Below are 19363 nucleotides of genomic sequence, written 5' to 3' on the forward strand. Positions count from 1 at the left end.
TGTTTATCTTTCTGGTATCAGATTGAGCTAGTTATTCAATATTCTGTATTTGTTAATTGATTTATTTTTATAAGTTATTTTAAATCAATTGCTTGCGCGTGAATTCGATATTAATTTTTGCGTTTTACTCACCACTTTACCCACCATTTCAGGTTTGCTTTAAATATGCATTAACTGCTTACTTTCGAAAGTGGGCCATCAAATTGTTGTTCTACATAATCCAATACGTTATGCGACAGTTTTATAAAAACCGCTAACGCGTCCTGCCACTGAGTGGGGATTTCAGCATACACCATAGGGTTAACATAGCTGTTGTATCGCTGCTCGAACTTAGGGTTGTCAGCTAAAAGCTGCAATCCAAAGCGCAACTCTTCAATAGGGGATCCAACCATCTGTGGATGTTGATTACCGTAGCGATCTATATCCGTGCGGATTGCTCTGGCTACCAGTGAGCCAAGTTGTTCGATATCTGAAGGTTGGGCAAGTTGGATATGGTAAGTATCGTAGATATGCCGAACTAAGGTCTCGTCATCATCCCGTTCGCTGTTGCGCTCTACACTAGCTGTTCTGCGCATCATAGAAAGCAGTTTTTCGGCTTGTGTCTCAATAATCGCAGCGCAGGATAACTGGTTAATCTCGACATCGCTTTTCAGCACACGCGAAAAAATAGACTGAATACTCCGTGGCTCAGAGGCGCTGAGTAAATCAGATTCGATAAACTCCAGTTTGATAAATGGACGTAAACAGGGGGCTTGCTGATACTCCTGTGGGTAACGGATGTCGAAGCTGAAATATCTATATTCATCCAACACTACAGGCTCAGTTTCAACAGAAAATATTACACTCTGTGCAATAACTGACTCAACCAACTGCTTAGCAGTCTTGCGTGCATTTCTTTTGGCATTGCGAGAGATGAGGCCGTAAAAAGCTAGCTTCGGGACCAGCTTTAGATCTACGTCTTCAGACATGCGATAGGTTTTGATTGCAGATTTCGCCAGTGCTGTTCCACCAGAGAACACAATGTGGTGATATTCGAGTTCAAGTGCAGATATCTGCTGCAGCAATTGCACTACGTAATAGTCTTTCTCAACAATGGCAGGGTTGCCAAGCCCTAAAGCATTCGCAACATCGACAAAGAGTGAACTATCGAACTTCGTTGACACGCTGTTTCCCTACCGCAATCTTGCGGGTAAAGCGTGAACTCTTAGGGATAATTTTCACGTTTGCTGGAATTTGAGTGCTTTCGCCTGACAAATTTTTCAGAGACAAGTCATCAAGTTGATAATCAACACCTAACCTTTCCATAGCCTCTATCATTACCCCGTCATTACCGGCAGGGTTGTCTGGCATTAGCTGACCAGTAATGCGGTTTATTCTGGCGCGCACATACAGGCCATAGCCAATTTTCAAAAGTAAGCCTTCGCGTACCAGACCTCTGAGCCCACGGCCAACCTGATCATACTCAGCGATATCAGTAAAATCAGAACGTAGGAAAACAGAACGCTTAGAGCGCTTCACTCTGGTTTGTATTCTGTCTTGTATCGTCATCTGATACCTCCCGTTTATCATGGTTGTAGCATAAGCAAAAATACGACAATGATCAAATGCAAAAATACGACAGTTAAATAGTGGTTTAGCCAGCATTGCCGGGTGATTTTTTGAGGTGTTCACTTCCTATAGTTTAGCAATTCTTGGTTAGTAAAATTGATGTACAAATCGCTGGAGGAAGAGTGATTGGTAAGACGAATCGGGGCTTCAGAGTAAACCAACCCAAAGCCTCCTGATACACTTATATGCAAGTATTGTTTGATCGACTTGTTTTTTGCCGTACGACCCCGATATTTACAGTCTGCTGACTGTTTCTGTAACACTGTGTTTGAGTTTGTGTTCCATGGGCGACATCCTGTTTGGAACTAGTGTTCGATTTTATCACGGTGAGCATCAGCAATCAGATTTTCAACGAACTCGCTCTTTGACAACCCATTGTCAGCTATAAGATTATCAAGCATTTTTGAAACTTTTTTGCTCATTACAAAGCTGAATGGCTTTTTTCCTACCTGCTTATCGCGTGATTTCTTCGTGCTCCAAGCACGCTTCATTTCGAATAAAAATAGTTTTTTGGCTTCGTAACTTGTTGTCCAGAGATCAAAAGACACAACAATCGAATCTAAAAGAGAGCGTCCAGGCTCGATAGGAAAGGATTCTTGATATATGCCACGAAATTTCATGTAGTTGGCAGCCCAGTTACACTGGTATGTATCAGATTCGACTAGCCAATCGAAAGCTGATTTGAACTTTGCGATATCTGGAATTAGTTCGCGAAACTTTGAGATATAGTTTGTCTTGAACTCTGAAGAAGCTTCACAGATTTGCAGAAACTGAATGATTGCCTTTGTATGCTCTTCCACAGTCAACGGATAACTGTTGATTGCATATCTAGGATAGAGAGGTCCTTTCGGTAGATATTGGTAAAGCTTGAACCTCAGCTCGAACAACCTGACATTTAGTCCATCATGTTTGATTTCTGGGTCTATTTCTAACTGACGGATATGCATCCATAACGCGAATTTTAGTCTAGAAGAAAGCTTTTTGATAAACGCATAATCACTATTTTGTATAACTGACGCGTTATAAAGCAAGTTAATTTCATTGAAAGCAGTCTCTGGAGCATTACGTGATGGACCAAATGCTATCGATTTGACGTTTATATTCTCGAGTGAACGTAAGACCTCGGTTTTGACATTTAACTCTGAAAATGATCTAAGGGGAGTGCTTGGGTTATTTAGCCAGCCCCTCACCAATAGGAAATTGTAAAACCAAAGAGTCTGCTGCTCGTCTTTAAGATCTTCTATCGATATCTTTTTTTGCGAATAAGTATGCATCTATTATCGCCCACTAAGAATAACATGTAATATAAACAGTAACATAAATAGACTAAAAAATAGTAATATTCTAAGTTAAATTACATGTAATAAAACATCATGCTTATAGCTTGTTAGATGTGTAAATTTCTGCTTTTTTAATGCTTTAGTTAATTTTAAAACATCTATGTAGAATCATATTAGATCTTAATGCTCATATCGCAGTTGAGGGGAGTGTTTTTTGGTGTGACTAGTGCCACAACAGTGTCGGTATATGGTTAATATTTATAAGAGTATTAATCCGGTGAGTATTTCGATCGTTTGATGGGATACGTAAATTAATACGCAGCTTGCTCATGTGTTGAACAAACAACACAGGAGTAACACACATGTACGCATCAACTTTTCAAACCCCAAGTTATCTCGTTAACGGTTATTGGTATGAGCCAACCTATAGCGGGCTTCCAGTTAACTTAAGTCGTGGTCCACTGATCGCAAACAATCTTGCAGCGATCAGTAGAACAATCGTAAACGCATTGGCTGATACGCCACGAGCATATGCAGTTAGATTCGATCTCAGGCTCCCACCTGAATTTGATGTTACTGACTCTGAAGTGATTACCCGTTTCTTTAATGCTTTGAAGCGACTGCTTGAGGCTGCTGATCAGCAAAAATTAAAGGAAGGTAAGCGTGTGCATCCTCACCGTTTGCGTTACTGCTGGACCAGAGAATGGGGTGTCGAAGGACGACCGCACTATCATGTGTTAATTATTCTGAACCATGATAGATATCGAACTCTGGGTTTGTTTAAAAACTCTGAAGGTAACTTGTCGGCTCGTATTAAGACAGCTTGGGCAATTGCAATAAATCGACATGTTGAAGATGCATCCAGATTGGTGCACTTTCCTGTAAATGCGGAATACAGGCTCAATCGCAACTTGCCTGAATACCAATCTCAAATACAGAGTTTATTCTATCGAGTGAGCTACTTTGCAAAAGTGGAGACCAAGATGTTTGGTATAGGACAAAGATCCTTTGGCACATCGATAGGCTAAAACGGCTTTTTACAGGCAATGTAGAATTAAAATTTAGACGGTATTACCGGCTGGAAAATTTACCTTGCAAGCTGCTAAATTGCGGGTTAGCCTTCTAAAAAGGCGCCCGCCTCACTTACATGCGAGTGAAAACAGGCAGCAATCGCTTAAGCGTATCTATGTTATGTGCAAACAAAGCCTATTAATTTAATTCCAGGTTGAGTGACCTGGCCTTAAACGCATGCGGTCATGGTTAATTGCTCACGGCACTCAGCCACCGGAGTTAATTATGTATAACTTATCCGCTATTTCCCATGCAGTTCTGCAACAACTTAAACAGCACCACATAGTTACGCCCACCCGCTCTCAGATATTGGAGTTAATGGCTGCGTATTTGGGTTATAAAACATACGCATCATTCAAAGCAGATAAAGTCATCAGTAAAGAAAAGCTTAATTCTGCACTTGCAGATCAAGTAGCTGCCTTTACTCGGTTTGATGCAAGATTGGCCGATTTAAACATCCCTATATCTTTAGCCAACCAACTTAAGCAAAGTGTTATACAGCATTTTGATATCAATGAATTAGCTCCTAAAATCAGTCTTATCAGAATTGCTCAACATTTGGGTATCGCAGCTAGTCAAGCCAAACTCCGGCCTTCAGAGGTCAAAGCTTCCTATGAGCAGATACAGACTAGCCATGACTCAGAGATTTCGCTGCTTAGGTATGTTTGGTGTTGCCGCGAGCAAGATCAACATTCAGAGGATGAACACTATTCTGATGGCAGTTCCTACTGGTATGAACAACGTCAAGCAGGTGTAAAACTATCTGCAACAGCAGAAGAGTGGGCTAATACTTACGAACGACAATTAGCTGCAGATGAGCGTCAACGAGCTCTCTCTAATACCGAAACGGAATCTTCTACTGAACTGGCGAGCCCTTGCTTTGCAGAAGTGATTCATGGTGAGTGCACTCCCAACTTGTGCTGGCAGCTTGATGCTTCCTATCTGCTAGAGCTATTCGAAGACAATATGTTTGCTGGTATTACCGATGAATTTTTGGATGATTGGGAGCGTTTGGCTGTACTTCAAAATCCAACTCATCAGAATTTAGTGCGATTAGCTGAGAGCCTGATAGACGAAGTTGAACTATGGGCTTGGTATCTGTTCGGCCTCAGCCAGCAAATAGATATAACGACTGACAACTATAGTTTAATAAACTCTGACACAGGCGATGCATGGGATGAATACGGTCCTGCAACACCTGCTGGATACGATGGTATTGCTTTACCGGTTATTTCAAAAAGCCAGAGGCGTAAATCCCAGCTATTAGCTGAACGTATGCAAATCTTAATTAGTTCGGTGAAGAAATAAGCAAAAAATAAGATAACAGCATAAGGCTACCGCATCCGCGGTAGCCTTATGCTTGAATCAGATTTCCAGTTCAACAAAGTCTTTATCAATATCCTCTTGGGTAATACCTATATAACGCAAAGTCACACCTTCAGAGCTATGTCGTAGCATTTTCATCACTCTGGCAATGTCCTTGGTGCTTTTATACAAGTGGTAACCGCGAGTTTTTCGCATGGAGTGTGTGCCAAGGTCGATCCCTACATCTTCACCTATCAGGGCAAAAGCCCGGCTGACATAACGGCGCGAAAGTGGCGCAGGTGGAACATTGCCTGCACGTTGATTTCTGTATGACTGAAATAGATAGAAATGAGTGGGATGTTCCACTCTGATCCGATGGATAATCTCAATGGTTTTTTGGTTTAGTTTAATATTGGCAAGTTTGCCTGTTTTACCCTCCTTTAAAAGTAGCCGCTCAGCCTGAATGTCTGAAAAACGAATTGATAGTAAATCTGTGATCCGCAGAGCCAGGTTTAACCCTACATTCCAAATATCCGCCATTTGTTGGCCGTAGTGCCTGTCCAGTAAGTGACTAATCAGTTTCACCGTATCCAGGCTTTTGACCGCTTGTACCTCAGCCATAGTCAACTTCCTCTTTTCGATTAAAACGCATTTTTGAGAACTTCAGCACTTTCCAAAAAGTAAAAGTGCTGATTTATAAGGCTTTGCAAGTTCCCAAAAGGACAATTTGGGAACTTGGTTTTTATGCCGTTTGGTACATATTCGATAAACGATAATTTGAACTTAAAGCAGCCCACGTTCAGCAAAAGAAACCGCGGTTTCACCAACAACGATATGGTCCAGCACTTTTACATCAATTAGCGCCAGTGCGTCGGTTAGTCGTTTAGTGATCCGTTTATCCGCCTCCGATGGTTCAGCTACACCAGATGGATGGTTATGAGCGAAGATGACAGCACCAGCATTATGCTCTAGCACCAGCTTTACCACTTCACGTGGGTAAATCGGTGCGGCATCGATAGTGCCGTAGAACAACTCACAGAAGTGTATTAATCGGTGTTGGTTGTCTAGCAGCATTACTGCAAATACCTCTCGCTCATGATGAGCCATGCGGTATTTCAAATAATCCTTCGTTGCTTCTGGATTGGTAAAAGCGTTTTTGCGGGCATATTTTTTGGCAATCAGGGTTGCAGCTTTATCTAGTACTTCTAAGGCAGCGACTGACCATTTTACAACGTCTGCAGTAGAGGGTTTTGGTGCCATAGGTATATTTCCTTAATCAACATTTATTTGCTTATGCATTGAGGTGATATAGGTCTGAATTTTTTTCGATTCGTTAGCAGTAGGTGCTTGGTGGCCGCTTAAAGTTAAAAAATACACAACGCGCTCATGGTCTGGATAAATAAGAGGACCTGACCATGAAACTGATTAAGTTAAAGGCTGTGATGGATTGCACCGGCCTGGCGCGCTCTACCGTTTATAAATTTATTGCAGAAGGGCGCTTTCCAAAGCCAGTAAAGCTTGGTGTGAGGATGGTGGCGTGGGTTGAAAGCGAAATACAGCAGTGGATACTTGATAAAATCGAGCATAGGGAGCAAGTGGTAGAAAAATAGTGAAAGACTACAGCGCTCTAAAAATTTCGTTGCCATTAACTAATATCCATGTAAAGTGAGGTGCATAGCTATATCAGGGACGAGTTATGGGCATAACGATTCAAAAAGTAATTATTCACGAGCTAATAAAAGAGCAGCACAAGCCGTTTGAAGCTGTAGATAAAAAAACGGTTGTGTTACCCACAGATAATGCAGTGGTGCTGAAGTTAGTGCAAGGTGTTGCGGATCTCTATGGTAGAAGAAATAACAGTGCGCACTACGGTACTTTTATGACTGGCATCGCTGCAGGTAAATTCCCGCCATCGTTTTATAACTATTTTGATTTAGTAGCGCCAAAAGATAACGATTTTATCGCTGTTTCACATTCGGCTATGGATGAGCTTGAACGCTCAGCCAGGAATATTGCCGCAGCGTCTGGTGGTTATATCTTAGCGGCCGATTACGAGAGTGAGCAGGGGCGTTTCTTTTTAATCGCAATGTTGAAGAAAAAAGCTGGCATAAAGCTTTCAGACCAGTTGGTCCCTGAAACAGTGCAAGAGCTGGATTTAAACAGCTTACACCAAGCTGCCAGAATAAACTTTGATCGCTTTGGTCAGTACAAAACAGCAAATGACGAAGAAAAGTCTGAAATTAATTACTTAAGCTTTGTTAGCCCATCAACTAATAAATCAACTGCAGGTTACTTTATCAAAGCTTTAGGCTGTGCCAAAGGCACTGCATCAGCAAAAGCGACCAGCTTGGTACTAACAGAGTCGGTCGATTTTTTCAGAGGCAACCCAGAGCTAAAGCCGGCCCGCTTAAAGTTTAAAGAAGATCTCACGGCCTATTTGTCTGACTGTGCCAATTCGCGAAAGTCGGCAACTTTAAGCCGGGTAGAAGCTATTGCGAGAAAGTATTTTCCACAGGATGATCATCAGAAAGCTGAGGAATTAGCAGAACAGCTTTATGCCCGCTTAAACGGTGAAAAAAATGCCATCCCCAATGAATTCCCGGTTAGTAAAACTGTTTTAAATAAACACATCAGCATAAAACACAAAACAGAAAAGTGGGATATTAGCTTTGAGGTCAGTGCGTTAGGTGTTACTTCAAATGCAGATATTCAATATGATCAGAAAGAGGCTAGGTTAGTCATCAGACGGTTACCAGCTGAGATGAGAGAAAAGATCGAGCAAGCGTTATGTGACCGAAATCAAGAGAGCTAAGGCCATGCTTGAACAACTGATTGATTTTTATCGCAGCGTAAACAGGCCGGAACTCAATAATAGTCTGCAGTTTGAAATCACGATAATTTTCAGCGAAACACTTTTTCAGCAGCTTAAACATCTTAGTAAGCAAGGCTTTGTTCAATTAGATGAAATGCTGATTAGTGATCTCGACACCGCTTTGTCAGATATTCAGTCCGAGCATTTCGGCGAATCAGCCACGCTTAGCGGTAAAATCAGCACGGGTGACTGTCAATTTTACCTTGATATTCAGGACCTGTTGCAGCGCAATACTGGCTTGAGTAAGGGGCAATTAACCACGGCATTTTACGTTGCTTCAGACGACTATTATTCCGCAGGCAAAATTGCAGAAACTAGCTCACAGATATATCAACAATTGCATGCATTGATGCTGTTGATCTACGAACTTAAAGATCTGGCGCATTACCATGATGCAAAAGTAGGTGAAGAGACATTAAATCTGGTTTTTGTGCGCGAAATTGAAGGCTCGAATGCAAAGTCTTTGCAAATTACACCTAAGTTGACGATGCAGCTGCTCGAAGCCCCAGTAATTGATATCGCAACGCTGGTGGAAATTGGCCAACAAGCCGGAGTTAACCCGCATATAGGCAGAGAGAAATCAGTTTTCCGCTCAACACTCGTTGAATTCTTAAGTAATTCAGTAAGTAACTCGCAGGATAAATTTGCATACTTGGTATTGCACTGGTCTGAATTTATTCAGCTTTTTAAGAAAAACTTTGATACGTATATCAGCGGCTTTGCGTTTCACAAAGCACGTAAAGAAGTGGCCGATGCAGAAGTTGCAGCAGCCGACCAACTCGCCAAAGTATTAAATGACATATCAGGCAAAGCTCTGGGTATACCCTTGTCGTTGGCATCCCTGGTGTTAATTGCCAAAACGGATAGCACATTTGAACGTTTAGTATTGGTCTGTGCGGCCTTGCTTGCATCCTGGTTGCTGGCGCAACTGATGTACAACCAGCAATTACAATTAGCCCGGATCAAAGATGCGCGCGCCTTGCTATTTGATGAGATAAAGGTAAGGGCGGCAGATTATCCAGAAGAGCTCAGCAGCCGGATCCTTGATACGTCCAGGAATCTGGAAACCAACGAAAAAAAGGTGGGGCGTTTACTGTGTTCTTTGCGCATAATCAGTTGGTTACCTGCGTTAACTGCCACGGCATTGCTGTGGCATTTAAACGCTGAAAATGTGCGTTACAGTGTTAGTATACTTAACACTTTTTTAATGCAATTTGTCGCTTGGTTTGGTTATTAACCGCATAAGTAGCATAGCGTTTAGAAAATGACTTTTTGGAGTGCAGTGGTACACAGCATGGAATACGCAAAACAAGAACAGCATTTAAACCAACTCATTGTGAAACTTGGCGATAACCCAGTAAATGCGGACTTGCTTTACATAGAGCAGCGTGAACTTTGGCAAAGCCTGGCGTTTAGTAAAGCGCAAGTTGCGCTTTGGCTCGCCTCTTTGCCTTTAGCCAATGTTGGTAGTAATACGCAGGCACAATACAAGGTTACACCAGATTTGACGCAACACCTGCTGGCGTTATTGCAACAAGCTGGCGGGCGTATACCATTGGCTCAAGTATTAAAAAAGCTGCCGGCAGGCATTACCACCAGTGAACAGCAAATACGTAAATTGGCGCAGCAACACGCGCAATTAGACATTAAAGGGCCTTTGCTAGTTTTAGTTAATTAATTACGCTGGCCAACGAATTACTCAGATGTGAGGGTGTATATCACGCTATCACAATACAATGATAAAAAATAAGAAAACATCATGGCAAAAGAAACGAAGAAACAAGACGCACAGCTACAACTTGAACTGTTATTTAATCGACTGGTACAGCAACACTCAGAGTTTACTCAGCCGTTATTAGACTTACCGACGCATGAGTTTGTTAAAGCCGGTCTTATTCAAGGTTTGGTCGAAGGTAACCTAACGCCACCGGTTATGTTGGTTGCACTTACTGAAGGCCATTGGGAATATGCCGCTGATACTGCCAAGTTTGATGAGTTGGCTTACCAGCTACTAAGTGACATCGACGATGACTGGCCGGTGTTTGCCGTGGTAGCCGATGGCAGCAATCAGCGTATTTTGGCGCTATTTGGTGCCGATGGCTCTGACGGTACTCATGGCGTGGATAGCTTACCAAGCCTTGATGAGCTGCGCAGCTTTGACCGCTTAGAACGCGACCCAACTTTCCGTTGGTCGATGCGTATTTACACCCGGTTAATGCAGCGCTTCGATGCTTTTCATGAAAACGTGTATCGCGTGACTAAAGATAAGGTTAACGACAAAAACGACATTATCGAAGAAGTAGCAAAGTTGCTTTTTTTAGAGAGCTTCCGTGTTCATCATGATGAAAACCTCACGTTTATAGATGCCGAGGGGAACACTTTACGTTTTCGTGATGTGTACGACTGGCAATATGTCGCCAAACACGGTGATAAAGCCGTAGAGCAAATTAAAGCCGCCTTTGAAGAGTTTAAAAGCCATGAAGACTATGTGGTGATTTCGGATGATGGTTCGCGCAACGCCATTTTTGATAAAGACACCCATTTACGTTTGTCAGTAGCCAAAAACTACCAGGATTTGCTTGAAGCCATACAAAACTTAGGTCCGGTTAAAACCAATGATGGTAAAACCTTAAAAGAACAGGGTAACCTGGGTGATGTATCGGGCGACTTACTAGGCCGGGTGTTTGATGTGTTTTTACGCGCCAACTTTGAATCTAAAGGGGGCCTGGGTGTTTACTTAACGCCAAACCCGGTAAAGCAAGCTATGCTAGAAATCGCCATGCACGACATCGATGATGACGATGAGATGCGCTCGCGCCTGGCCAATGGTGATTTCCGGTTTTGCGACCCAACTTGTGGCTCTTTTGGTTTTGGCTCAGTGGCGTTAAGCCAAATTGATAAATGGATCGACTTTAAACTGGTACTGGCTGACGACAAAAAGGCCGCGCTTAAGCAAAAGCTGCGCGAAAGCGCCTTTACCGGTGCCGATGCTGCACCGCGTATGGTAATGCTGGCGCGTGTGAATATGGCGCTGCAAAACGCCCCCAAGGCGCAAATTTTCTATACCGATAACTCGCTTACTACACAGGCGCTTAAACCCAATAGCTTTGATCTTATTTGCACTAACCCGCCATTTGGTACACCTAACTTTGGTAAAGATAAAAAAGGCCAGGAATCGAAAAAGAACTACGAAGCCAATATGGAGCAAGTGCTGGGGGGCTTTCGCCCTGCTGAAAAAGTAGTCGATAGCTATAACACCTATTATGACCACTTAAAAATGAAGTGGCAGGATACTGGTGATTTAGCGCTGGATGAAAACGGCAACCCCAAATGGGCAGGCTATCGTACCGATTTACGTCGCACCGGCGGTACCGACAAAAAGCCTGTTTATAGCTATTTCCCATCAGCTTCGGGCTTAGCGTTGGGCAGTAAGCCTGATAGCAAAGGCAGCTGGCAGCCAGTCGGTGCTTCAATCGACCCAGCCGTGCTGTTTATCGACCGCTGCCTGCAATTGCTTAAACCTGGCGGCCGCCTAATGATAGTGTTGCCCGATGGCATTTTATGTAACTCAGGCGACCGTTATGTGCGCGAGTACATTATGGGCAAAAAGGATGAGAAAAGTGGTGACTTTGTGGGCGGTAAAGCTATTGTTAAAGCGGTTATTTCCCTGCCCAGTGACTGCTTTAAGCTTTCCGGTACAGGTGCAAAAACATCAATTCTGTACGTACAAAAACGTCATGCTAATCCTAACCAACCCGAACAATTTTTGCCCGAGCCACAAACCGACGTGTTTATGGCGGTGGCTGAAACATTGGGATATGTCGTTAAAAACAATATCGAAGACTATAACGCTGGTGTGGCAAACGATCTGGATAAGATTGTCTCGGCTTATAAGCGGGGTGAGTGATGTTTATCAATCGCATTAGTAGTCGAACATTAAATGACCGACTTCAGGCTGAGTTTTATAATCCAAAACTAATATTGCTCACTGAGAAATTATGTAAACATGGAAGTAATAGTTTATATGCTTATTCAAATGATTTTCTCCGTGACCCATACTGTTATGGATTTGAACAAGCTAATAACAGTGCGAACAGATGCACAGTTCCTTATGTAAAAGGGGAGGATCTGCAGCAGTTTGTGGTTACAGAAACCAAGTCCTGGATAGAAGAAAGCTCATTAAATAAACACTCAAAAGTAGCCTTAAAAAAGGGAGATTTGATTATCTCTGTACGAGGATATATCGGTCACGTTGCAGTGTTCAGCTGTAATGTCGGACTACCTAGTCCAAATGTACTTGCTATTCGGCCTAACACTACCTTAGTTGCCCCCTATTTTCTGAGTGCCTACTTCAATTCAAACACAGGCCATTCTCTTGTTAGGAGGTATGTAAGTGGTTCTGTTCAAGAAACCATTACAGTTGAGGATATTGGTAAAATTCAGTGCTTTGTGCCTGACTTTATTTCGCAAAAATACATCGGAGACAAAGTTCGCCAAGCCGAGCAACTGCGCACTTGGGCGAAGGTGCTATATCGGATTCCCGCTTTCATCGATGCTTTGATTCAAGGGGTTTTGCCTTTACCGCTCACCAATGCTCTCACTACCTTATTAATGGGTGATAAAAAAGAAGCAACTAAGGAATTGACGAAATTTTTGTCACTAAATATTGCAGACTCTGATACCAAACAGGTTTTTCAATCCTTTATCGCAAAGAACAAAATGGGATCAGTGGATATTGAAAGAGAGTTTTTTCATATCAACACCGTTGTAACCGATGCTATTGAAGACTTTTTATCAGCACAAACGTATCGACCAGCAATTACTGAAGCCTTCGACATCATAACTTCGACAAAGCATACCTGCTTGCAAGCGATGAGTTTGGAGCCAATTCGACAAGGAGCAACGCCAAAGTTTTCAACGATAGGAAAGAAATGTATTAAATCAAAGCAAACAAGGGATTTGTTTTTAGATGAGACTGGTTACGAAACGGTTGACCCCGATGATGAGCAAAACAAACGTGTTGTTCGACTGAAAAGAAATGACATTCTGATAACAAGGCAAGGTGCCGGAACGGTAGGCCGAGCGTCGATTTTTCTGGACGATGAAGAGACATATATAACAGATTCTTTGTTCTTAGTTCGTATTGATTCAGACAAAGCCCATCCAGCATTTATTGCCGGTTTTCTCAGATCTTACACAGGGCAGCGATTGATAGAGAAAGGCGTTTATGGTTCAACAGGTCAGTTGAATTTATCAAGTGGCGCTTTACGAAATATTCCTGTACCAGATGTTGATTTGGATTTTCAGAACTTCCTTGGCGAAGCACTATGCACAGCTGATACCTTATTTAAGCTATCGACCAGACTCACGCAAGCAGCCAAAACCCTAGTCGAAGCCCTTATCGAAGGCCAGCTTAATGAGCAGCAGCTTATTCAAGCTCAACAAACTTTGGAGGATGGCGACAATACCCTAGATCAAGCGATTTTAAGCGAACTGAGCAGTGAGGGTTATGCCATTGAAGGGGCAACTCCGCTGTTTAGCGATATTGATGAGCTATACCGTTTGCTAGAAAGTGCCGTCCAAGCTGAGGTTGAGGAGTAGGCATGGCTTTCGTTGATGAGCTTGGCAACATGGACCGCCGCACCTCCGCAAGTAGTCTTTTAGCACTTGAGGCAGCACAAGGCTTTTGCCAGCAGCTGGGCGCGCTTTGGTTCAATGGCGGTTTGGAGGCAAACAAAGCTGCGTCGTTATTGACTGCCACTCCGTTGCTGAAAAAGCTGTTACAGCCGATAGCGGGTAGCGATTCAGAAATTGAGGTTAGTGCGTACTGCCTAAGCACACCTTTGCTTAATGCTTATAGTGAACTTAGCCAATTAGGCGAATGGCAATTGGCGCTCTTGGGGTTAAACCCGGAAGTACGAGAGCATTGGCTTAACTTGGCTGCTGCCCGCTGCCGTGAAGCTGGGGCGATGAGTGCCCCACAGGTGTTGGTAAAACTGATCCAACAACTAGGTAACGCCAGTGGATGGGTATTAGCGGAGCTGGAGAACACAGCGGTTACGCCACAAATTATCGCTGGGCCGCTGGCGCAACTTGAGCGTGACCTGCTGGGCCATAGTTTAAACGAAAACGCTGCTATACCTGCCTTATGCCGCATATTACGCGCCTGTTTTATGCTGTATAACTTAAGCGAGCAAGCTGAAGCGCTGGCGCCGATTCAACCTGTAGATGTAACCACTAAACAGCTCGCCAACAACTGGTGCCGTGGCCGTTTACTGGCACTGCCAGAAAGCCTATTAAACGAATATAACCTTAAGGGTGCCATAAATCCAAATACAGACTGGTTATTGGTGCCGCATCCGGCGTCTGGCGCTAAGAATACAAATATACAATTAATGGGCTTATTGGCAGAGCAGCCATGGTTATTTTTATTAAGTCTGCTGAGCTTTGTACAAGATGCCTGGGCGGCTGAACAACGTGGTGGTTTATTGCTGACCTTGCCTGCCGGGCAAAACGCCTTTGCGCCCAGCCAAGTTAATGTGGCTGTTCAAGGTATTGATGGTGACGAAGTTAGCCTTGGCAGTTTGGCCACTTTTTTAGTGCAGCTGCTTAGTGAGCTTAATATTGCCCTTTATCCGGTGCGAACAAATAGCCCAGAGAATATTCAGCGATTAAACCGTGCTTTAATCCCATTAATTGCCGAATTACTGCTGAAAAAAATCTGGCAATTTACTGAAGTTGGCTGCGGCGAACCCAGCCATTACCGAATACACCCTGATTTTAGTGATGCCTGTTACAGCCTGCCATTAGCGCCGTTGTTTGGTTACAAAAGCCAGCATTTACAACAGGCCATTAAGCAGTTAGCACAAACAAGCTATGCCAACGCCAGAAGCGTCAGTGCGGCGAACAGAATAAACAGATAAAGGATTTTCGTGATGAGTTTTGAATTAGATGATGCCGTAGTGCATAAACTCGCTAAACAACATCGCTGGGCGGCTACCGGTGTGTCGGACTACCCTCCGCGTGATCCCTTGGTTGGCCAAAGCCGCTTTTTTAAGCGCTTTCAAACCTTTTTACACACTGTTGATCATGACGACGACCGCTTTGCCCATGTATTTGCGGTTGAGGCTGAATGGGGCCGCGGTAAATCGCGTTTAGGCCATGAGCTGGTGGCGCAAATAAACGACTGCTCCAAAGGTTGGTTTGTGCGAGATGAGCAAGGCCAATTGAATGATCAGCAATTGTTTAACGGTGAAGCACAGGACAAGTATCTGGCGCTGTATATCCGTTACTCGCAAGTCGCATCAGATTATCAAAACTCCGACAACTGGTTTGCTTTTGGGTTGTATCAGGCCTTGTTTCCACTGGCGACACAATCATTTGATGGCTCTATTCAAAGCGAAATTGCCAAGCAAGCCTATGAGCGATTAATGCCGTTTGGCTTTAAGGCTGGACTTTTGTCTGATGCGTTGCAGATAGATAAACATCACAGCGAAGAAGAACTTTATACCAACCAAACCCTGGTGGTTGAGTTGGTGCAAGCCGCCTATCAGGTGCTAAAGCACTTTGGTGTGCAATATGTCTTAGTGGTGTTGGATGAGCTGGAAACGGTTGCTGAAGCGGCAACCTTTGGGTTGGAAGATGAGCAAGACAAACGCCTTGATGGCCAGGCTATTCGTTTAATTGGTAAAGCCATTAAAGAAGAAGACCCTCGCCGTAAACTGCCGTGGTTACGTTATGTGGCGTTGTGTTCGCCACTGCTAGGCCAGCAACTACGGGAGATCCAGTCGGTAGCGCGTCGTTTTGAATTAGTCGAGCTGGAGCACAACGCCTTTGCCGATGTATCCGACTATGTTGTCAGCCTCTCAAAAGACGGCAAGCTGGCATTTGATTATCCTGCAGGCCTTGTTGAAGCTGCCTACGCCATGAGTGGTGCTAACTTTGGTTGGTTTAACGTGGTAATGGCCAATGTTGATGCTGTGCTTAGCCAATATCAACAAGCGGGCAGGAGTATTAAGGATGTCGGCGATTTGTTCGAGGCCGTATTGGCGGGCTCTGGCCGTGTGGCCAAACATGTGCTGGACAAAGGTGCGATAGAAGGTATTCAAACCCGCGACCAAGCCTTATTGACCCAGTGCCGCAGTTTACTATACGGCCAGTTACCGGTGCGCCTGGCAGACATTAGTCAGGAAACTGATCTACTGGCACTGAAAAACGAAGATCAGGAGCCAATTGCAGCTTATTACCGGAAGCTGAACTTTGACCGTTTACAATGCCGCCAAGCGTTAGAGCAGGCCAAATTTCGCCGCGATAAAGATGAATGGTATTACCCTGCTGTGGACCAGGCGTTAAGCCTGGATACCTTGTTGGATAATCTGCGTACCTTTTCCATTAAAGAGCTGGCGGCCAGTGGCGATAAAAGCGCGGTGTTGTTGCCTCTGTCTAAAGGTGAGTTTAAATATTTATTGAGCTTGCTATATGATCACCCTGCTATTGAGTTTGCCGCCGATGCCTTGTGGCATAAGTTAGTGGGTGATACCGCCGAGCTGGACGCCAGCGAAGCGACACATATTGGCCCCAGTGTTGCCATGTTACTGCGTTTAGATTTGCGCTATCGCAGTACGCAGCAAAACTCGTTGATTTTTAAAGAACCCAGCATGGGCGATGGCCATGAGCAGGCTATGGCTGAGCTTGGTAAACAAAGTAGCCAAAAGCCCATTGTTAAAAACTTAACCCGTGTTACCGGTTTTGTGCGTCTGTTAGATAACAATTGGCGTTACGACGAAAACTTACTGGAGAACAAAGCCGGTACCGATGACGTACCACTGGCAATGCTAACCGAGCCAAAAGGTCGCCAAGGCGGCTTAATAACGTTGCAAGGTTTTAAGTTGCACCCAGATGGTAAAGCTCTGTTTGCCTGGGTTAGCAACTTTAATGAGCTGAATAAGTTACACACCTTTGCTGCTGAACACGGTCGCCAATATGGACGTACACCAGTGTTGGCACTGACAGCCTCTGCCCACTTAATGGAACAGTACAGCCGCTTGGATGATACCCATGAGTTGCGCGATGCAGTGCTGCTGCATTATGTAAACCCAAGCGAGGCGGACCAGCTAGAACGTATTGGTTTAAGTTTGGCGACTTGCCAGCAACATGGCGTGACATTAAGTATGGAGAGCTTTACTGCCAAGTTTAAAAACAAGCTGAATGCGTTAAGCACTTTTGCAAACGACGCCATTCAAAAATGGCGCCAGCGTTTGCAACAGCGCGGCTTAATTGCCTGGCCGTTAAAAATAGATGGTAAGTTATCACCGGTCGATCGCGACTTATTGTTTAAAGGCTGGTATCAGCTGGCTATTGCCTATTCAGAGCTAAACGGCGTGCTGGATTTGCAGCAACAACATGGCGTGCCTGTAGATGAACTCAGCTGCTTGTTAGATAAACTCAAAGTACCCGGCAGTTATATCGCCAAAGGCTATACCGCTGATGAGCACGCCGGCTTATTTACTGAACTTAATAATGTTCAGCGCAGCCAAGCGCAGATCCCACTGTTTTTAGCCCGTATTGCGCACCCCAATAAACAACACAAATGGCATTATGAACGCTTTAAGCAGCAGTTTTATTTTGCCTATGTCGCCGAAACCAGCATAACCGCCAGAGGTGTGTTTAATGACTGGATGTGGTGGTGTGGTGAGCTGAATTTGCTTACCCTAACCAATCCAACCGAAAAACAAGCGATGTGGGAGAGCTACCCGCGCTCCCGTTTAGAAAATGCAATTACCGAAGCGCAAAACTGGTTTAGTGGCAACGGCATGGACAGCTACAAAGCCAGTGTAGAGGTGATGAGCCGGGTGTATGGCTATGGCCGCATTAACGATGTATTTGCACCGCTGGGTACCAACCAACTGGGCTATGCCACAGTAGAAGCCAAAGAGCAGCTGGAAAAAGCACAGACGTTGTTTAGTGCGCTAAAGCAGCAAGAAGAACAGCTGGCAGATATTACCGATGCAAGTGACGCTAACATCTTAGCCGGTCTGATTAACAAGCGTGCTGAAGTGTTGGCATTAGTAGCTAAAGTTAAACCCCTGAATAGTAGCAAACCTACACTTAAAGATGCGCATATTCTTGATTTAGAGGATAAAACGACTTCGTTATACCAACGGGTTGAGCAAGCCTGTTTATTTGCAGAATTTGTGGAGCACAGCGCGGCGCGTATTAATAACCGACTTAACGATTTAATCAAGGAGGTTGAAACGGACTGTGCTGCGCTTACAGCTTTTCCAAAAAGTCTTTACATCAATACATTGCGCACTATTGGACACATTTTAGCGGGGGCGTTAAAAGGCGATGCCGAGAGTGCAACAGGGAAGAAAGAGCAACAAGCGGGTAGTGATACCTTATTGCACTATCTGCGCAAACTCGATTTAGGCAAAGCGCAGGACAAACTGGCGGCCCTTGCTTTAGAAGTGGGTTTAAACCTGCATACTGAGCAGCAGTTATCCATGGAGGAAATCCAGGGGTATATCCTGGCCAGTTACCGTAATTGCAAAGATCGCTTTGAAAAGCTGGTAACTAACCTGGAGGTGCAAAACCAACGTGCTCAACAATTACAACAATTACTCATCAGTGCTACACCTGATTATGAGTATGCCGGTGACATAACAGAACTGCCAAAACTGGTGATGAAGTTGCAACTTATTGAAGATGCTATTGCTGATTTACCTAATGAAGCTGAAAGCAAACGACAAAGCATACAAAATAGTTTGCGTAATGGTCAGTTCTCCGGGTTGCGTGATTTACCGGAGGAGCTGATGAAGTCGGCACGCGGCCAGGTTGCGCCAATTCAAGGCCAGCTTAATAACATCGAGAGCAATCTGTCAAAAGTGAAGCGTAAGGCCATCGAGCAGGTAAACAGCTTGTTACCTTTGTTGCAGCCATTACTTGAATCGCAGCAACAGCATATACCAGAAGCACTAACGCAAGATGATGTTACCAGGCTGGGTGTTAGTGAGCTTAATATGCTGTGTGACAAAACACTGGCCGATTGGCAAAAGCAAGGTGAAAACCTGTTGCAGGGTACCAGTTTAACATTAGCGCAGTGGCAACAGGTATATGACGCAATTAGCCAAAATCAAGAGCCGGTGTTAACACCTGAGCAGCAGCAAGCTTTAGTCGACAAAGGCATTGTAAAGATGCGCTTAACGTTTGCTAAAGGCTTGTAGAGGTT

At 44.1% G+C, this 19363-nt stretch carries 15 protein-coding genes; 10 read left to right on the top strand and 5 right to left on the bottom strand.

Annotated features, from left to right (window positions below; translation table 11 throughout):
• Positions 1–170: 170 nt before the first annotated feature.
• The 3 genes from IEW88_RS00555 to IEW88_RS00565 all read right to left on the bottom strand — a co-directional run bounded on the left by IEW88_RS00555 (position 171) and on the right by IEW88_RS00565 (position 2882).
• The gene (locus IEW88_RS00555; RefSeq protein ID WP_147903144.1) at positions 171–1163 is read right to left on the bottom strand and encodes a nucleotidyl transferase AbiEii/AbiGii toxin family protein; all 993 of its coding nucleotides are present in this window, start codon (positions 1161–1163) and stop codon (positions 171–173) included.
• On the bottom strand, positions 1144–1548 hold the full coding sequence (locus IEW88_RS00560; RefSeq protein ID WP_147903143.1) for a DUF6088 family protein: 405 nt from the start codon (positions 1546–1548) through the stop codon (positions 1144–1146). The genes IEW88_RS00555 and IEW88_RS00560 overlap by 20 nt, the downstream gene beginning before the upstream one ends.
• Before the next feature lie 365 nt (positions 1549–1913).
• On the bottom strand, positions 1914–2882 hold the full coding sequence (locus tag IEW88_RS00565) for a hypothetical protein (RefSeq protein WP_147903142.1): 969 nt from the start codon (positions 2880–2882) through the stop codon (positions 1914–1916).
• A 368-nt stretch (positions 2883–3250) separates the two neighbouring features.
• Here IEW88_RS00565 and IEW88_RS00570 point away from each other — a divergent pair, with 368 nt between their 5' ends.
• Positions 3251–3916, top strand: coding sequence for an inovirus Gp2 family protein (locus IEW88_RS00570; protein WP_147903141.1), 666 nt, complete (start codon positions 3251–3253; stop codon positions 3914–3916).
• A 268-nt stretch (positions 3917–4184) separates the two neighbouring features.
• Positions 4185–5267, top strand: a complete 1083-nt coding sequence (locus tag IEW88_RS00575; RefSeq protein WP_147903140.1) for a hypothetical protein — start codon at positions 4185–4187, stop codon at positions 5265–5267.
• A gap of 57 nt (positions 5268–5324) precedes the next feature.
• Here the strand turns inward: IEW88_RS00575 and IEW88_RS00580 are convergent, their stop codons facing one another.
• Entirely contained in the window at positions 5325–5885 is a 561-nt protein-coding gene (locus IEW88_RS00580) for a tyrosine-type recombinase/integrase (RefSeq protein ID WP_147903139.1), read from the bottom strand.
• 162 nt (positions 5886–6047) lie between these two features.
• The gene (gene radC, locus IEW88_RS00585; protein WP_147903138.1) at positions 6048–6524 is read right to left on the bottom strand and encodes a RadC family protein; all 477 of its coding nucleotides are present in this window, start codon (positions 6522–6524) and stop codon (positions 6048–6050) included.
• A 155-nt stretch (positions 6525–6679) separates the two neighbouring features.
• Here radC and IEW88_RS00590 point away from each other — a divergent pair, with 155 nt between their 5' ends.
• From IEW88_RS00590 to IEW88_RS00625, 8 genes are all read left to right on the top strand, one after another.
• The gene (locus IEW88_RS00590; RefSeq protein WP_147903137.1) at positions 6680–6874 is read left to right on the top strand and encodes an AlpA family transcriptional regulator; all 195 of its coding nucleotides are present in this window, start codon (positions 6680–6682) and stop codon (positions 6872–6874) included.
• 86 nt (positions 6875–6960) lie between these two features.
• The gene (locus tag IEW88_RS00595; protein ID WP_147903136.1) at positions 6961–8076 is read left to right on the top strand and encodes a nucleoid-associated protein; all 1116 of its coding nucleotides are present in this window, start codon (positions 6961–6963) and stop codon (positions 8074–8076) included.
• Between the two features lie 4 nt (positions 8077–8080).
• Positions 8081–9373 (top strand): hypothetical protein, encoded by a 1293-nt coding sequence (locus tag IEW88_RS00600; RefSeq protein WP_147903135.1) that lies wholly within the window; start codon positions 8081–8083, stop codon positions 9371–9373.
• Positions 9374–9430: 57 nt separating this feature from the next.
• Entirely contained in the window at positions 9431–9814 is a 384-nt protein-coding gene (locus tag IEW88_RS00605; protein ID WP_147903134.1) for a hypothetical protein, read from the top strand.
• Positions 9815–9895: 81 nt separating this feature from the next.
• On the top strand, positions 9896–12043 hold the full coding sequence (locus tag IEW88_RS00610) for an HsdM family class I SAM-dependent methyltransferase (protein ID WP_147903133.1): 2148 nt from the start codon (positions 9896–9898) through the stop codon (positions 12041–12043).
• A complete protein-coding gene (locus tag IEW88_RS00615) occupies positions 12043–13737 on the top strand; it encodes a restriction endonuclease subunit S (protein ID WP_147903132.1) in 1695 nt (564 codons plus the stop codon). Before IEW88_RS00610 ends, IEW88_RS00615 begins: the two co-directional genes overlap by 1 nt.
• A 2-nt stretch (positions 13738–13739) precedes the next feature.
• Entirely contained in the window at positions 13740–15059 is a 1320-nt protein-coding gene (locus IEW88_RS00620) for a hypothetical protein (protein ID WP_221411355.1), read from the top strand.
• Positions 15060–15071: 12 nt separating this feature from the next.
• The gene (locus tag IEW88_RS00625; RefSeq protein WP_147903131.1) at positions 15072–19358 is read left to right on the top strand and encodes a hypothetical protein; all 4287 of its coding nucleotides are present in this window, start codon (positions 15072–15074) and stop codon (positions 19356–19358) included.
• Positions 19359–19363 lie beyond the last annotated feature (5 nt).

It is taken from the genome of Rheinheimera tangshanensis, from assembly GCF_014645135.1.
GTDB lineage: Bacteria > Pseudomonadota > Gammaproteobacteria > Enterobacterales > Alteromonadaceae > Pararheinheimera > Pararheinheimera tangshanensis.

Bases quoted from the DNA above. Each gene is read 5' to 3' on its own strand.
- IEW88_RS00565 (WP_147903142.1), bottom strand. From the start codon at position 2,882: ATGCATACTTATTCGCAAAAAAAGATATCGATAGAAGATCTTAAAGAC.
- IEW88_RS00615 (WP_147903132.1), top strand. From the start codon at position 12,043: ATGTTTATCAATCGCATTAGTAGTCGAACATTAAATGACCGACTTCAG.
- IEW88_RS00570 (WP_147903141.1), top strand. From the start codon at position 3,251: ATGTACGCATCAACTTTTCAAACCCCAAGTTATCTCGTTAACGGTTAT.
- IEW88_RS00580 (WP_147903139.1), bottom strand. From the start codon at position 5,885: ATGGCTGAGGTACAAGCGGTCAAAAGCCTGGATACGGTGAAACTGATT.
- IEW88_RS00575 (WP_147903140.1), top strand. From the start codon at position 4,185: ATGTATAACTTATCCGCTATTTCCCATGCAGTTCTGCAACAACTTAAA.
- IEW88_RS00590 (WP_147903137.1), top strand. From the start codon at position 6,680: ATGAAACTGATTAAGTTAAAGGCTGTGATGGATTGCACCGGCCTGGCG.
- IEW88_RS00600 (WP_147903135.1), top strand. From the start codon at position 8,081: ATGCTTGAACAACTGATTGATTTTTATCGCAGCGTAAACAGGCCGGAA.
- IEW88_RS00595 (WP_147903136.1), top strand. From the start codon at position 6,961: ATGGGCATAACGATTCAAAAAGTAATTATTCACGAGCTAATAAAAGAG.
- IEW88_RS00610 (WP_147903133.1), top strand. From the start codon at position 9,896: ATGGCAAAAGAAACGAAGAAACAAGACGCACAGCTACAACTTGAACTG.
- radC (WP_147903138.1), bottom strand. From the start codon at position 6,524: ATGGCACCAAAACCCTCTACTGCAGACGTTGTAAAATGGTCAGTCGCT.
- IEW88_RS00605 (WP_147903134.1), top strand. From the start codon at position 9,431: ATGGAATACGCAAAACAAGAACAGCATTTAAACCAACTCATTGTGAAA.
- IEW88_RS00620 (WP_221411355.1), top strand. From the start codon at position 13,740: ATGGCTTTCGTTGATGAGCTTGGCAACATGGACCGCCGCACCTCCGCA.
- IEW88_RS00560 (WP_147903143.1), bottom strand. From the start codon at position 1,548: ATGACGATACAAGACAGAATACAAACCAGAGTGAAGCGCTCTAAGCGT.
- IEW88_RS00625 (WP_147903131.1), top strand. From the start codon at position 15,072: ATGAGTTTTGAATTAGATGATGCCGTAGTGCATAAACTCGCTAAACAA.